The organism is Rhodococcoides corynebacterioides NBRC 14404, from assembly GCF_001894765.1.
GTDB classification, from domain to species: domain Bacteria; phylum Actinomycetota; class Actinomycetes; order Mycobacteriales; family Mycobacteriaceae; genus Rhodococcoides; species Rhodococcoides corynebacterioides.
This window is the reverse complement of the sequence record NZ_BCWV01000006.1, coordinates 88203-101265: the sequence shown is the minus strand read 5'-3', so window position 1 is coordinate 101265 and position 13063 is coordinate 88203. Positions and strand designations below refer to the sequence as shown.

The window sequence follows — 13063 nt, the reverse complement described above, 5'->3', positions numbered from 1 at the left end:
GATCAGATCAGGACGACGCCCTCGGCGACACCGACGGCACGCAGGTCGCGGTACCACCGCTCGACGGGGTGCTCCTTGGTGAAGCCGTGGCCGCCGAGCAGTTGGACACCGTCGAGACCGATCTGCATGCCCTTCTCGGTGGCGAAGCGGCGGGCGAGGGCGGCTTCACGGGCGAAGGAGAGGCCCTGCTCTGCACGGGAGGCGCCGCGCTGGACGATCAGGCGCAGCCCGTCGAGTTCGATCGCGATGTTGGCGACCATGAACGCCACCGCCTGGCGGTGGCTGATCGGCTCACCGAACGCGGTGCGGTCGTTGACGTAGGGCACCACGTAGTCGAGAACGGCCTTCGAGGTGCCGGCGGCGAGTGCGGCCCACCCGAGGCGGGACAGCCGGATCGCATCGGTGTAGTCGGCGACGCGGGTGGCGGCGTCGGCCTCGCCGAGAAGGTTGCTCTCCGGCACGGCGACCTCGTCGAGGTGCAGTCGACCGAGGCCGGCGGCACGCAGGCCCATGCTCGGATCGGCCTCGACCACGAGTCCCTGGCTGTCGGACTCGACGATGAACAGGGCGGGCTTGCCGTCGAGCTCGGCTGCGACGATGAACAACTCGGCCGAGGCAGCCGCGGGCACGAGGCTCTTGATACCCGTGAGCTTGTAGCCGCTGGGGGAGCGAACGGCCTTGGTCTGCAGCGCGAACGGATCGAACAGGGCGCGCGGCTCGGTCACGACCAGGGCGGCACCCGGAACCTTCTCGCCGCTGAACGCGGGCAGGTAGGTCTTCTGCTGGGCGTCCGACCCGTACTGGGTGAGCGCCACCGCGACACCGCTGGGCGCGAGGATCGGCAGGGCCAGGCCCATGTCGCCGTATCCGAGTGCTTCCGCGACGAGTGCATTGGTGACGGCGCTGCGCTCGGTGGCCACGCCGTCGAGAGATTCGGGGACGTTGATCATGGTGACGCCCAGTTCGGCGGCACGGGTCACCAGATCGTCGGGCGACGCCGCGGCCTCGTCCGCGTCGTGCGCGGCCGGGCGCATGATCTCCTCGGCGAACTCGAGGACGGTCTCGACGATCATCTTCTGCTCGTCGTCCGGCGTGAGGTCGAAGTAGTCCGAGCCCTTGGTGCTCGAGTCGCTCAGCCGCGCGGGATCACCGCCGCCGGAGACCTTGCCGAAGGCGCGTGTGGCGGCGCCGAGGGTCTTGAATCCGGTCTTGGTGCTCTCGTACGTCACGCGGTCGACGGTCTGGCGCAGGTTGTACTTCTCGGCCAGCTCGGACCCGGTCAGCTTGGTGAGGACCCGCATCGCGGTGCCGATGGCATCGCGCTTGATGGGGTTCAAGCCGGGGGCGGACGTGTCGCGCACCGGGCGCTTGGCTCCCGTGCCGGCGGTAGGGGCGGTGCCGTTCTTCGTCATGATCACCAGCTGTTTCTCGGTGTTCGGTCGGGGACGCCCCGATCTTACTCGGCGGTAAGTTGAGTTGTCTACCACTCGGTAAGTTACCGCGAGTCACAACGGCCGTTGTGTGCTCCGATCCAGCCGCAGCGCGCCGAGCACGTGATCGTGCAGCAGCCCGTTGGTGGCGACGGCGCTGCCCGCATGCGGGCCCGGCGTGCCGTCGAGGCCGCCGAAACGGCCCCCGGCCTCCCGCACCAGGATGTCGAGCGGAGCCAGGTCCCACAGCGAGACCTCGGGTTCGACGGCGATGTCGACGGCACCCTCCGCCACGAAGCAGTAGGAGAGGAAGTCGCCGTACCCCCGCACGCGCCAGACCTCGTCGGTGAGGTCGAGGAAGGACTCCCGCAGTCCGGCGTCCTTCCATCCGGACAGCGACGAGAAGCCGAGGCTGGCCGACGCGGGCGACCGGACCGTGGAGACGGACAGTCGGCGTGGGCTCTCGCCCGTCACCGCGGCGTACGCGCCGAGACCGTGCGCGGCCCACCAGCGACGTTCCAGCGACGGGGCGCTCACGACTCCGACCACCGGCACGCCGTCCTCGAGCAGTGCGATCAGCGACGCCCAGACGGGCACGCCCCGGACGAAGCTCTTGGTCCCGTCGATGGGGTCGATCACCCACTGACGACCGGAGAAGGACGCCGTGCCCCCGAACTCCTCGCCGAGCACGGCGTCGCCGGGGCGCTCGGTCCCGAGCAGAGCGCGCAGAGCGGTCTCGACGGCGAGGTCGGCGTCGGACACCGGAGTCAGGTCGGGCTTGTCGTCCACACGCAGGTCGACGGCCCGGAAGCGGGCGCGGGTGATCTCGTCGGCGGCGTCGGCGAGACGCCGGGCCAGCGCGAGATCGTCGGCGACGCCTCGGGCGGTGTCGGGCGCACGTCCCGGGTCGGGCTCGGTGTCGGGGGAGGACGGAGTCACGGGTCAGGACGCTACTGCGCTGGCGGTAACCTCGTCTGCGTGCATCCCGACGTAGCCGCTGACATCGCCGAACTCGACACGACCCTCAAGACGGTGGAATCGGTCCTCGACGTCGAGGAACTGCGCCGCCGGATCGACGAGCTCGAGCACCAGGCGGCGGACCCGGAGCTGTGGAACGACCAGGAGCACGCGCAGCAGGTCACCAGCACGCTCAGTCACGCCCAGGCCGAGTTGCGCCGCGTGGAGGAACTTCGGCAGCGGCTCGACGATCTGCCCGTGCTCTACGAACTCGCCGAGGCCGAGGAGGGTGCGGCCGCCGCCGAGGCCACGGCCGACGCGGACGCCGAGCGCCTGTCCCTCCACGCCGACATCGAGCAGCTCGAGGTGCGGACACTGCTGTCCGGGGAGTACGACAAGCGGGACGCGTTGGTCAACATCCGTTCCGGGGCCGGCGGCATCGACGCGGCGGACTGGGCCGAGATGCTCATGCGGATGTACATCCGCTGGGCGGAGAAGCACGGGTACGGCGTCGAGGTCTACGACACCTCGTACGCCGAGGAGGCCGGTATCAAGAGCGCGACGTTCGCGGTCAAGGCCCCGTACAGCTACGGCACGCTGTCCATCGAGCAGGGCACGCACAGACTGGTGCGGATCAGCCCGTTCGACAACCAGGGACGCCGTCAGACGTCCTTCGCCGAGGTCGAGGTCCTTCCCGTGGTGGAGACCACCGACCACATCGACATTCCGGAGAACGACGTCCGCGTGGACGTCTACCGGTCGTCCGGTCCGGGTGGACAGTCGGTCAACACCACCGACTCGGCGGTGCGCTTGACGCACATTCCGACGGGCATCGTGGTGACCTGTCAGAACGAGAAGTCGCAGCTGCAGAACAAGGTGTCCGCCATGCGCGTGCTCCAGGCCAAGCTGCTCGAGGTCAAACGCAAGGAGGAGCGCGCCGAGATGGACGCGCTCAAGGGCGACGGGGGTAGCTCGTGGGGGAATCAGATGCGGTCGTACGTCCTGCATCCGTACCAGATGGTCAAGGACCTGCGGACGGAGCACGAGGTCAACAATCCGTCGGCGGTGCTCGACGGTGACATCGACGGGTTCATCGAGTCCGGCATCCGCTGGCGGATGCGTGCCGACGGGGAGTGAGCGGTGAGCGCCGTCTGGCCACTGCCTCCCGACTTCGTCTTCTGGCTCCAGAACAACTTCCTCGAGATCCTGCTGTGGATCCTCGGGGGCATGTTGGCCGCGCGCGCGGTGGACTGGGCCGGGGCGAAGATCACGGGGCGGATCGACCGCACCTACCAACAGACCGACGCGTTGATCCGCACCGAGACCGCCAAGCACCGACACTCCGTGGCGCAGGTGGTCACCTGGGTGGTGATCGCGCTGATCTACGTCCTGGTCGCCATCCGGGTGCTGCAGCGTCTCGGGTTCCCCATCACCAGCCTGGTGGCGCCCGCGACGGTGCTCGGTGCCGCGCTGGGCTTCGGCGCCCAGCGCATCGTGCAGGACATCCTCTCGGGCTTCTTCATCATCACCGAACGGCAGTACGGCTACGGCGACGTCGTGCAGTTGGCCATCACCGGGACGGCCGGTGACGCCGTCGGCACCGTCGAGGACGTCACGCTGCGCGTGACCCGGGTCCGATCGGCCGAGGGCGAGGTGATCACCGTCCCGAACGGCCAGATCGTCAAGGCGGTGAACCTGTCCAAGGACTGGGCCCGCGCCGTCATCGACGTCCCGGTACCGCCCACGGCCGATCTCTCCGCGGTCACCGAACTGCTGCGCACCGTCGGCCAGGAAGCACACCGGGACCGCAAACTCGCGGAACTCCTGCTCGACGAGCCGACCGTCATGGGCGTCGAGAGCATCGAGGTCGACCAGGTCAACCTCCGGCTCGTCGCGCGCACCCTGCCCGGCAAGCAGTTCGAGGTCGGGCGCGAACTGCGGGCGCGTATCGCGATCACGCTGCGACGCAACGGCATCACCGTCTCGCCCGAGCTGTCGGCCGACCGACCGGTGGGGAGTGCGCAGTGACCCCCGACCAGTCGAGTCCCGAACACTCGAGTCCCGAACAGTCGAGTCCCGAGCTCTCGACCACGACGTCGTCGACCGACGATCGCCCGTCGACGCGTCCCGCGATGGGGTGGCTCTCCCGTGTCCCGGCTCACCTGCCCGGTGGCTTCCGCACCACCACGGTGGTCATGGTGGTGGCGTTCCTGCTGATTCTGCTGCTCTGGAACGCGGTGCGATTCGACCCGACGCTGAACGAGAACTCGCCGGTGTACGTCCCGCCGGCCCCGTCCGAGACGTCGACGATCGTCCCGCCGCCGACCTCGACGGTGGCACCGACGTTCACCTCGACCACGCCGACCACCACCACGACGGTGCCCACGGACGACCCGGACACCGGCGGTGCGAACCCCGGCACGTCGGTGACCGGCACCACGGCACCGACCACCACCACCCGCGCGCCGGGGCTGCAGTTGCCGATCATTCCGGGCTTCGGCCCGCCGGCGACGACGACGACGGCGCCGTAACCCGGCCGCGTGGCCCCGCGCGTCGCAGCCGGGGTCTGCGGGACGGCGGTGGCTACACTGGCGTCCCGTGATCAGCGTGGAGAACGTCTCGAAGTCCTACAAGTCGTCGACACGCCCCGCGTTGGACAAGGTCTCCGTGAGCATCGACAAGGGAGAATTCGTCTTCCTCATCGGTCCGTCGGGATCGGGAAAGTCGACGTTCATGCGGCTGCTCCTCCGCGAGGAGGTGCCCACCTCGGGCGAGATCCGCGTCGCCGACTTCCACGTCACCAAGCTGGCCGGGCGGCGCGTGCCCAAGCTGCGGCAGTCCATCGGCTGCGTGTTCCAGGACTTCCGTCTCCTGCAGAACAAGACGGTGTCCGAGAACGTCGCGTTCGCCCTCGAGGTGATCGGCAAGCAGCGCGCGATGATCGAACGCACGGTGCCCGAAGTGCTCGACCTGGTGGGCCTGTCCGGCAAGGCCGACCGGTTGCCCAGCGAGCTCTCCGGCGGTGAGCAGCAGCGGGTCGCGGTGGCCCGCGCGTTCGTCAACCGGCCACTGGTCCTGCTCGCCGACGAGCCCACCGGCAATCTCGATCCCGACACCAGCCAGGACATCATGCTGTTGCTCGAGCGCATCAATCGCACCGGGACCACGGTGCTCATGGCCACCCACGACAACCACATCGTCGACTCGATGCGCCGTCGCGTGGTCGAGCTCGACAACGGACGCGTGGTGCGCGACGAGGCGCGCGGCGTCTACGGCGTGGGCCGCTGACCCGCCCCGCACCCGGCAGACACCACCGACCGCAGACGAAAGACGACCAGTGCGCGCAAGCTTCCTGTTCGGCGAGGTCTTCACCGGCCTCCGCCGGAACATCACCATGACCATCGCGATGATTCTGACCACGGCGATCTCGCTCGGCCTGTTCGGCGGCGGCCTCCTGGTCGTGCAGATGGCGAACAAGACCCAGCAGATCTTCCTCGACCGCGTCGAGGTCCAGATCTTCCTCACCGACGACATCTCCACCTCGGACCCGCAATGCACCTCGGACATCTGCGCGAGCCTGCGGTCCGATCTCGAGTCCACGCCGTCGGTGGTCTCCGTCCAGTACCTCAACCGGGACGACGCCGTCGCCGACGCGACGGAGCGGGTGTTCCGCGATCAGCCGGAGCTCGCGTCGTTGGTCTCGCCCGACAGCTTCCCGGCATCGTTCAAGGTCAAGCTCAGCGATCCGGAACGGTTCGGGGTGATCGAGGACCAGTTCGGCCTCCGGCCGGGCGTGCAGAGCGTACTCAACCAGCGGGACCTCGTCGACCGTTTGTTCAGCGTGCTGGCCGGGGTGCGCAACGCGGCCTTCGCCGTCGCCGTCGTGCAGGCGATCGCCGCCGTGCTGCTCATCGCCAACATGGTGCAGATCGCGGCGTTCACCCGCCGCACCGAGGTGGGGATCATGCGCCTCGTCGGCGCCACCCGCTGGTACACCCAGTTGCCGTTCCTGCTCGAGGCGGTGGTGGCCTCCCTGATCGGTGCGGTGTTGGCGATCGCCGGGCTGTTCACCGCGAAGGTCGGCTTCGTCGACTCCGTCCTCGGTGACCTGTACCAGGCGAACATCCTCGCGCGGATCACCACAAGCGACGTCCTGCTGGTCTCGCCGGTCCTGCTGGTGGTGGGCGTCGGGATGGCGACGGTGACGTCCTACGTGACGTTGCGTCTCTACGTGCGGCACTAGACACACCGCGAGCGCCGCCCACGGGAACAAACGGGTGGACGTCGTCCTTATTCTTGGCTCGACGGTGCACGACCGCCCCACACCGCGTGCTCGACCCGACAGAGGAGATCCACCGTGAAGGAGAAAGGTCGCAAGGCCATTGCGACCAATCGCAAGGCCCGACACAACTACACCATTCTCGACGTCTACGAGGCAGGCGTCGCACTGGTGGGCACCGAGGTGAAGAGCCTGCGCGACGGCAAGGCGTCGCTGGCGGACGCCTTCGCGACCGTCGACGACGGCGAGGTCTGGCTGCGCGGACTCCACATTCCGGAGTACCTGCAGGGCAGCTGGACCAATCACGCTCCCCGTCGCAACCGCAAGCTCCTCCTGCACCGGCGGGAGATCGAGCATCTCGTGGGGAAGACCCGCGAAGGCAACATCACCCTGGTGCCGCTGTCGATGTACTTCAACGAGGGCAAGGTCAAGGTCGAACTCGCCCTCGCCAAGGGCAAGCAGGACTACGACAAGCGTCAGGATCTCGCCCGACGCACCGCCGAGCGCGAGGTGACCCGCGAACTCGGTCGTCGAATCAAGGGTATGAGATGACGACCTCCGTCGTCGGGGGACATGAGATGACGACCTCCGTCGTCGGGGGACATGAGATGACGACCTCCGTCGCCGGGGGACATGAGATGACGACCTCCGTCGTCGGGGGACTGCGCTGACCGCCGTTCTCCTCGCCCTGCTCGCCGCCGTCGGCTACGGCGTCAGCGACTTCGTGGGGGGAGTCGCGTCGCGACGGGTCGCCGCGCTGCGCGTGGTGATCGTGTCCTACCCCGTGTCGGTGATCGTCGTCGCCGTGGCGGTCCCGGTCGTCGGCGGCTCGCCGACGCCGTCGTCCCTGGTCTGGGGCGCGCTGTCGGGTATCGCCGGCGGCGTCGCGGTGTGGTGGTTCTATCTGGCGCTGGCCGGGGGACCGATGGCCGTCGTCTCGCCCGTCACCGCGGTGCTCGTCGCCGGGGTTCCCGTGCTGATCGGTCTGGCGGTGGGCGAGCGACCGAGCGTGCTCGCCTACGTCGGCATCGTGGCCGCGCTCGTGGCCGTGGTGCTGGTCAGTCGGGAATCGCCGGACGAGGCGGCCGGTGAGGTCGCCGGGGGACGGGTTCTGCGGTTCACGCCGCGCATCGCGCTGCTCACGGTCGCGTCCGGGGTGGCGTTCGCCGCGACCTTCGTCTGCCTCGACCGAGCCGGGGAGGACGACACCGGGCTCTGGCCGCTGCTGGCGAGCCGGCTCGCCGCGACCGCCCTGGTGTGGGCCGTGGCGCTGTCGACGGGCGCGTTCTCGGCGCCGCGCGGCAGCGTGCTGCATCTGGCGGCCGGGATCGCGGTGCTCGACGTCGTCGCCAACGCGGCTCTGCTGTTCGCCTTCCAGGACGGCCTGCTCTCGCTGACCAGCGTGATTGCGTCCCTGTACCCGGCGGCGACGGTGCTCCTGGCGATGGTGATGCTCGGCGAGCGGGTGGGCACCGTGCAGAAGGTCGGCATGGTGGTCGCGTTGGGGGCCGTCGCGCTGATCGCGGGAACCGGCTGAGCGGTTCGCCGGCCTCGTTGGCGGCGCACCTCTGCTACGAATGGAGTGCATGAACGATTCTGCGGGCACGCGCGTCCTGGTCACCGGGGCCACCGGCTACATCGGGGGGCGACTCGCCCCGCGGTTGCGGGAGGCGGGTTACCGGGTGCGCGTCCTCGCGCGGTCGCCACAGAAACTGCGCGACGTGCCGTGGGCGGACGGCGTCGAGGTGGTGCAGGGTGACCTGTCCGATCGCGAGTCGCTCGACGACGCCTTCCGGGACGTCGACGTCGTCTACTACCTCGTGCATTCGATGGGCGGTTCCGACCATTTCGCCGAAGCCGAGCGGCAGAGCGCGGAGAACGTCGCCGAGGCCGCGAAGGGTGCCGGGGTCCGGCGCATCGTCTACCTCGGTGGGCTCCATCCCCGGACCGGCGATCTCTCGCCGCACCTGAAGTCGCGCGCCGAGGTCGGCCGCATCCTGGTCGAGTCCGGGGTGTTCACCGTGGTGTTGCAGGCGGGCGTGGTGATCGGGTCCGGGTCCGCGTCGTTCGAGATGATCCGCCACCTCACCAACCGCCTGCCGGTCATGACGACGCCGAAGTGGGTGCACAACCAGATCCAACCGATCGCGGTGCGGGACGTGCTGCACTATCTGATCGAGTCGGCCGAGGCGCCGTTCGAGACGTCGCGCACCTGGGACATCGGTGGACCGGACGTCATGCAGTACGGCGAGATGATGAACACCTACGCCGCCGTGGCCGGACTGCGCAAGCGGCGCATGCTGGTTCTCCCCGTGTTGACCCCGCGCCTGGCCGGTCACTGGATCGGGCTGGTGACGCCGATCCCGCGGGGCCTGGCGATGCCGTTGATCGAGTCGCTCCAGTACGACGCCATCGCGCACGAACGGGACATCGACCGAGTGATCCCGCCGCCCGACGGCGGACTGACGCGGTACGACGATTCGGTGCGGCTCGCTCTGCGACGGATCGAGGCGGGCGAGGTGGAGACCACCTGGTCGAACGCGACCGACGCCGGGGCGCCGTCGGATCCGTTGCCGTCCGACCCCGACTGGGCGGGGGAAGTGGTCTACCTCGACGAGCGCGCCCGCGACTGCGAGGCACCGCCGGAACTGCTCTGGGACGTCGTCGAGGGCATCGGCGGGGAGAACGGGTGGTACTCGTTCCCCGTGGCCTGGGTGATCCGCGGGTGGATGGACAAGGTCGTCGGTGGGGTCGGGCTCAAGCGGGGCCGCCGCGATCCGCGTCGACTGCACACCGGCGAGGCGCTCGACTGGTGGCGGGTCGAGGAGATCGAACGAGGGTCGTTGCTGCGTCTGCGCGCGGAGATGAAGGCCCCGGGTGGGGCGTGGCTCGAACTCCGGGTCGTCCCCCGCGAGGGTGGGGCGAAGTCCCGCTACGAGCAGCGCGCGATCTTCTTCCCCCGCGGTCTGGGCGGCCGGCTGTACTGGTTCGCGATCATGCCGTTCCACGGCGTGATCTTCCGCGGCATGCTCGAGAACATCACCACGAAGGCCGAACGCGCCGCACACGGTAACCGGGATGAAACGCCCGCGGCGACGCGTTAGACTGAGCAGCCCACCGGGTATCGGTGGGTGAACGTCACCCTCGGGTGAGAAAGGGGCTGAACGGTTTCGACTGTGTACGTCGAGTCAGGGGAAGCGTGTCGGTGCAGGCGAGAGACCACCGCAAGCGTCATCGCAAAAATATAAGCGCCGATTCCAATCAGCGCGACTACGCACTCGCTGCCTAAGTAGCGACTGCGTGTCTGTCAGTCCGGTTTCGCCCTCGGGCCGGGTACTGGCATCAGCTAGAGGGCTCACCGCGTCATCCGGTCACGGGTTGACGTGGAACATCCAACAGTGACTGGGATCGTCATCCGGACGTGTTCGCGAGATCCGGAGATCCAAGCAGAGGCGTAGCGAACTGCACACGGAGAAGCCCTGGTAACACGACGCAGGACCCGGGTTCGATTCCCGGCAGCTCCACCGGCGACGGCGGACCGGACACGCGAGGTGTCCGGTCCGCCGTTTATCGTTCGTGGATCACGCCACAGGCCGTGATCCGTCGCCCGCGGGGCCACGAACACAGATCATGGCCCCGAACGCACCCTCTCTGCACGGCTCGACCGGCGCAACCGGCTCGGCACGACCGGTCGTGCTGCTCCTGCACGGCGGCAAGGTCGCCAGCCACGACCCGGTGCGTCGGTGGCATCTGTCGTACCTCCGCATGGTTCCCCTCGCCCGCATGCTGCGACGGTCCGTCGGCTCCGAAGCGGACGTGGTGCTCCTGCGCTGTCGCTACCGAGGATGGAACGGAGCCGAACGCAGCCCGGTCGCCGATGCGCAGTGGGCGATCGACGAGGTGCTGCGTGGTCGGCATCCGAGTGCGCGCGTGGTCCTGGTCGGTCACTCGATGGGTGGTCGGACCGCGGCGGCGGTGGCCGGCCACCCCGCGGTGGCCGGCGTGGTGGCGTTGGCGCCGTGGTGGCCGAACGGCACCGAGACCGACACGATGGCGCCGGGGTCGCGCCTGCTGGTCGTGCACGGCACCCGCGACCGGTGGACGGACGCGACGCTCTCGCACGCCGCGACGATGCGGGCCGAGCGGCGTGGTGTCGCGGCACGTTTCGTCGCGATGCGCGGTGCGGGTCACTTCATGCTGACCCGCTCGTGGCACTGGTCACGTCTCACGCGGGACGCCGTCCGGGATGTCCTGTTCGCCCCGGATTCGACGTCACGCGGCGAGATCGGTCGCGCCGACCGACCCATCTGAGTCGCCGTCGCCAACGAAATCCTGATCGACAGTCCAACCACAGGCTGCGCAACTCAGGGAGAAGTCACATGCTTCACGCCTCGGGGACCCCGCGGTCCATCGCCGTCGTCGGCAGCGGTGTCGCCGGCCTCACGGCGGCGTACGTCCTCTCCCGCACCGAGCGTGTGACCGTGTTCGAGGCGGATGCGCGACTCGGTGGTCACGCCGACACGCACACGGTGACCACGCGCACCCACGGCGACCTGTCGGTCGACACCGGATTCATCGTCCACAACGACCGGACGTACCCGACCCTGCAGCGGCTGTTCCGTGAACTGTCCGTTCCCACGCAGGAATCGGACATGAGCATGTCCATCCGGTGCGACGGCTGCGGGTTGGAGTACTCGGGCGGACAGGGACTCGCGGGCATCCTTCCGTCGCTCGCGACCGCCCGTCGCGGTCGGTACCTGAGGATGTTGGCGGAGGTCGTGCGGTTCCACCGGGTGGCCGCCGCGCTGATCGCCACCGCACCGTCGAGCGACGAGTCGCCCGAGACGGTGGCACAGTTCCTGGACCGTCACCGGTTCGGGACCTACTTCCGCTCGCACTTCATGACCCCGCTGGTCTCGGCCGTCTGGTCCTGCGAACCCGCTCGCGCCCTGGACTATCCGGCGCGGTACCTCTTCACCTTTCTCGACCACCACGGCATGCTCAGCGTCGGTGGTTCCCCGACGTGGCGGACCGTCACCGGCGGGTCCGCCCGCTACGTCGAACGGGTCGCGGCGCACATCGCGGACGTGCGAACGTCGTCGCCCGTCGCCTCGGTGCGTCGTCACGCCGACGGCGTCACGGTGGACACCGACGCGGGGGACTCGACCGAGTTCGACGCCGTCGTGATCGCGACGCATCCGCAGCAGGCTCTGAAGATCCTCGCGGATCCCACGGAGTCCGAGCATCGGGTGCTGGGCGCGATCACGTACTCGCCCAACGTGGCGCGACTCCATACCGACTCCACCGTGCTGCCCCGGACCCCGCGCGCCCGAGGGTCCTGGAACTACCGGATGGACACGTGCGCGGCGACGCCCGGCGCCGTCGTCGTCACCTACGACATGACGCGCCTCCAGCGGCTGCCCGACACGGGCGAGCGATACCTGGTCACACTGGGTGACCCCGCCGACCGCCGCGTCGGGGTGGACCCGACGACGGTGCTCGACACCATGCAGTACGAGCACCCGCTGTACACCACCGAGTCCGTTGCCGCGCAGCGCGAGTTGCCCGGGCTGACCACCGATCGCACCGCGTACGCGGGCGCATACCACGGGTGGGGCTTCCACGAGGACGGAGCCGCCTCGGGACTGCGTGCCGCCGAACGGCTCGGCGGAGTGTGGACATGATGCCGGCGGTGTTCGACACCACCATCCGGCACGTGCGGTCCGCGCCGGTCCGTAGCGACTTCACCTACCGCAGCCATGCCTGGTTCGTCGACATCGACGACCTCCCGGCGGTGCCGCGCCCGCTGCGTGCGCTCGGCCGCATCGATCCGGCGGACCACACCGCGGACGGTCGGTCCCTACGGGCGGAGATCGATCACGTCCTCGCCGCCCACGGCGGCACGGCGACCACCGGACGCATCACGATGCTCACGGGGGTGCGCTCGCTCGGGCACGCCTTCGACCCCCTGACGGTCTACTGGGTGCACGACGACGCCGATCGCGTCGAGTGGGTCGTCGCCGAGGTGCGGAACACCTACGGCGGTCGGCACCACTACGCGGTGCGGCCCGACGCGGACGGTCGCGCGCAGGTCGACAAGGCGTTCTACGTCTCACCGTTCAACGACGTCGACGGTCGGTACCGTATGCGGCTCCCGGAACCGGACGGCATGCTCGACCTGTCGGTCGTGCTCGTCCGGGACGGCCACCCGCCGTTCGTCGCCACCGTCACCGGCACAGGCCGCCCGGCCACGACCCGCACTCTCGTGCGGACCGCCCTGCGAGCGCCGTTGGCGCCGCACCTGGTGTCCGCCCGCATCCGGAGACAGGGAATCGGACTCTGGCTGCGCGGCCTGCCGATCGTCCCGCGCCACCGTCCCGAGGCCCCCACCTCGACG

At 69.3% G+C, this 13063-nt stretch carries 12 protein-coding genes, 1 other RNA gene and 1 pseudogene; 12 read left to right on the top strand and 2 right to left on the bottom strand.

The window, feature by feature from the left end; all coding sequences use genetic code 11:
* Positions 1 to 2 precede the first annotated feature (2 nt).
* Together RC2_RS14785 and RC2_RS14780 are read right to left on the bottom strand one after the other, a co-directional pair.
* On the bottom strand, positions 3 to 1412 hold the full coding sequence (locus RC2_RS14785) for an acyl-CoA dehydrogenase family protein (protein WP_139277415.1): 1410 nt from the start codon (positions 1410 to 1412) through the stop codon (positions 3 to 5).
* Positions 1413 to 1505: 93 nt separating this feature from the next.
* Positions 1506 to 2288, bottom strand: a complete 783-nt coding sequence (locus RC2_RS14780; protein WP_068146516.1) for an inositol monophosphatase family protein — start codon at positions 2286 to 2288, stop codon at positions 1506 to 1508.
* 120 nt (positions 2289 to 2408) lie between these two features.
* Between RC2_RS14780 and prfB the strand changes: the two genes are divergently transcribed.
* The 12 genes and pseudogenes from prfB to RC2_RS18960 form a co-directional block, all read left to right on the top strand.
* The gene (gene prfB / locus RC2_RS14775; RefSeq protein ID WP_068146349.1) at positions 2409 to 3524 is read left to right on the top strand and encodes a peptide chain release factor 2; all 1116 of its coding nucleotides are present in this window, start codon (positions 2409 to 2411) and stop codon (positions 3522 to 3524) included.
* Between the two features lie 3 nt (positions 3525 to 3527).
* The gene (locus RC2_RS14770) at positions 3528 to 4415 is read left to right on the top strand and encodes a mechanosensitive ion channel family protein (protein WP_068146346.1); all 888 of its coding nucleotides are present in this window, start codon (positions 3528 to 3530) and stop codon (positions 4413 to 4415) included.
* Complete coding sequence (locus RC2_RS18965; RefSeq protein ID WP_068146344.1) at positions 4412 to 4918, top strand: hypothetical protein; 507 nt, start codon at positions 4412 to 4414, stop codon at positions 4916 to 4918. Before RC2_RS14770 ends, RC2_RS18965 begins: the two co-directional genes overlap by 4 nt.
* Before the next feature lie 67 nt (positions 4919 to 4985).
* Complete coding sequence (gene ftsE, locus RC2_RS14760; RefSeq protein WP_068146340.1) at positions 4986 to 5675, top strand: cell division ATP-binding protein FtsE; 690 nt, start codon at positions 4986 to 4988, stop codon at positions 5673 to 5675.
* Positions 5676 to 5724: 49 nt separating this feature from the next.
* Positions 5725 to 6630: a permease-like cell division protein FtsX gene (gene ftsX / locus RC2_RS14755; protein ID WP_068146336.1), complete on the top strand. Its 906-nt coding sequence runs from the start codon at positions 5725 to 5727 to the stop codon at positions 6628 to 6630.
* A gap of 114 nt (positions 6631 to 6744) precedes the next feature.
* Positions 6745 to 7218 (top strand): SsrA-binding protein SmpB, encoded by a 474-nt coding sequence (gene smpB, locus RC2_RS14750; RefSeq protein WP_068146334.1) that lies wholly within the window; start codon positions 6745 to 6747, stop codon positions 7216 to 7218.
* Positions 7219 to 7333: 115 nt separating this feature from the next.
* Positions 7334 to 8203 carry an EamA family transporter gene (locus RC2_RS14745; protein WP_068146332.1) on the top strand — a complete coding sequence of 290 codons (870 nt, stop codon included), beginning with the start codon at positions 7334 to 7336 and terminating at the stop codon, positions 8201 to 8203.
* Positions 8204 to 8252: 49 nt separating this feature from the next.
* Complete coding sequence (locus RC2_RS14740) at positions 8253 to 9770, top strand: SDR family oxidoreductase (RefSeq protein WP_068146513.1); 1518 nt, start codon at positions 8253 to 8255, stop codon at positions 9768 to 9770.
* A gap of 52 nt (positions 9771 to 9822) precedes the next feature.
* Positions 9823 to 10193: a transfer-messenger RNA gene (gene ssrA / locus RC2_RS14735) on the top strand.
* 166 nt (positions 10194 to 10359) lie between these two features.
* The gene (locus tag RC2_RS14730) at positions 10360 to 10977 is read left to right on the top strand and encodes an alpha/beta hydrolase family protein (protein ID WP_068146509.1); all 618 of its coding nucleotides are present in this window, start codon (positions 10360 to 10362) and stop codon (positions 10975 to 10977) included.
* Positions 10978 to 11045: 68 nt separating this feature from the next.
* Positions 11046 to 12350 carry an NAD(P)/FAD-dependent oxidoreductase gene (locus RC2_RS14725; RefSeq protein ID WP_169818364.1) on the top strand — a complete coding sequence of 435 codons (1305 nt, stop codon included), beginning with the start codon at positions 11046 to 11048 and terminating at the stop codon, positions 12348 to 12350.
* Positions 12347 to 13030 (top strand): annotated as a pseudogene (locus RC2_RS18960) (DUF1365 domain-containing protein); the annotation flags it as partial. The gene RC2_RS14725 and the pseudogene RC2_RS18960, both read left to right, overlap by 4 nt.
* Positions 13031 to 13063: the final 33 nt, after the last annotated feature.

Bases quoted from the DNA above. Each gene is read 5' to 3' on its own strand.
- RC2_RS14785 (WP_139277415.1), bottom strand. From the start codon at position 1,412: ATGACGAAGAACGGCACCGCCCCTACCGCCGGCACGGGAGCCAAGCGC.
- RC2_RS14725 (WP_169818364.1), top strand. From the start codon at position 11,046: ATGCTTCACGCCTCGGGGACCCCGCGGTCCATCGCCGTCGTCGGCAGC.
- RC2_RS14740 (WP_068146513.1), top strand. From the start codon at position 8,253: ATGAACGATTCTGCGGGCACGCGCGTCCTGGTCACCGGGGCCACCGGC.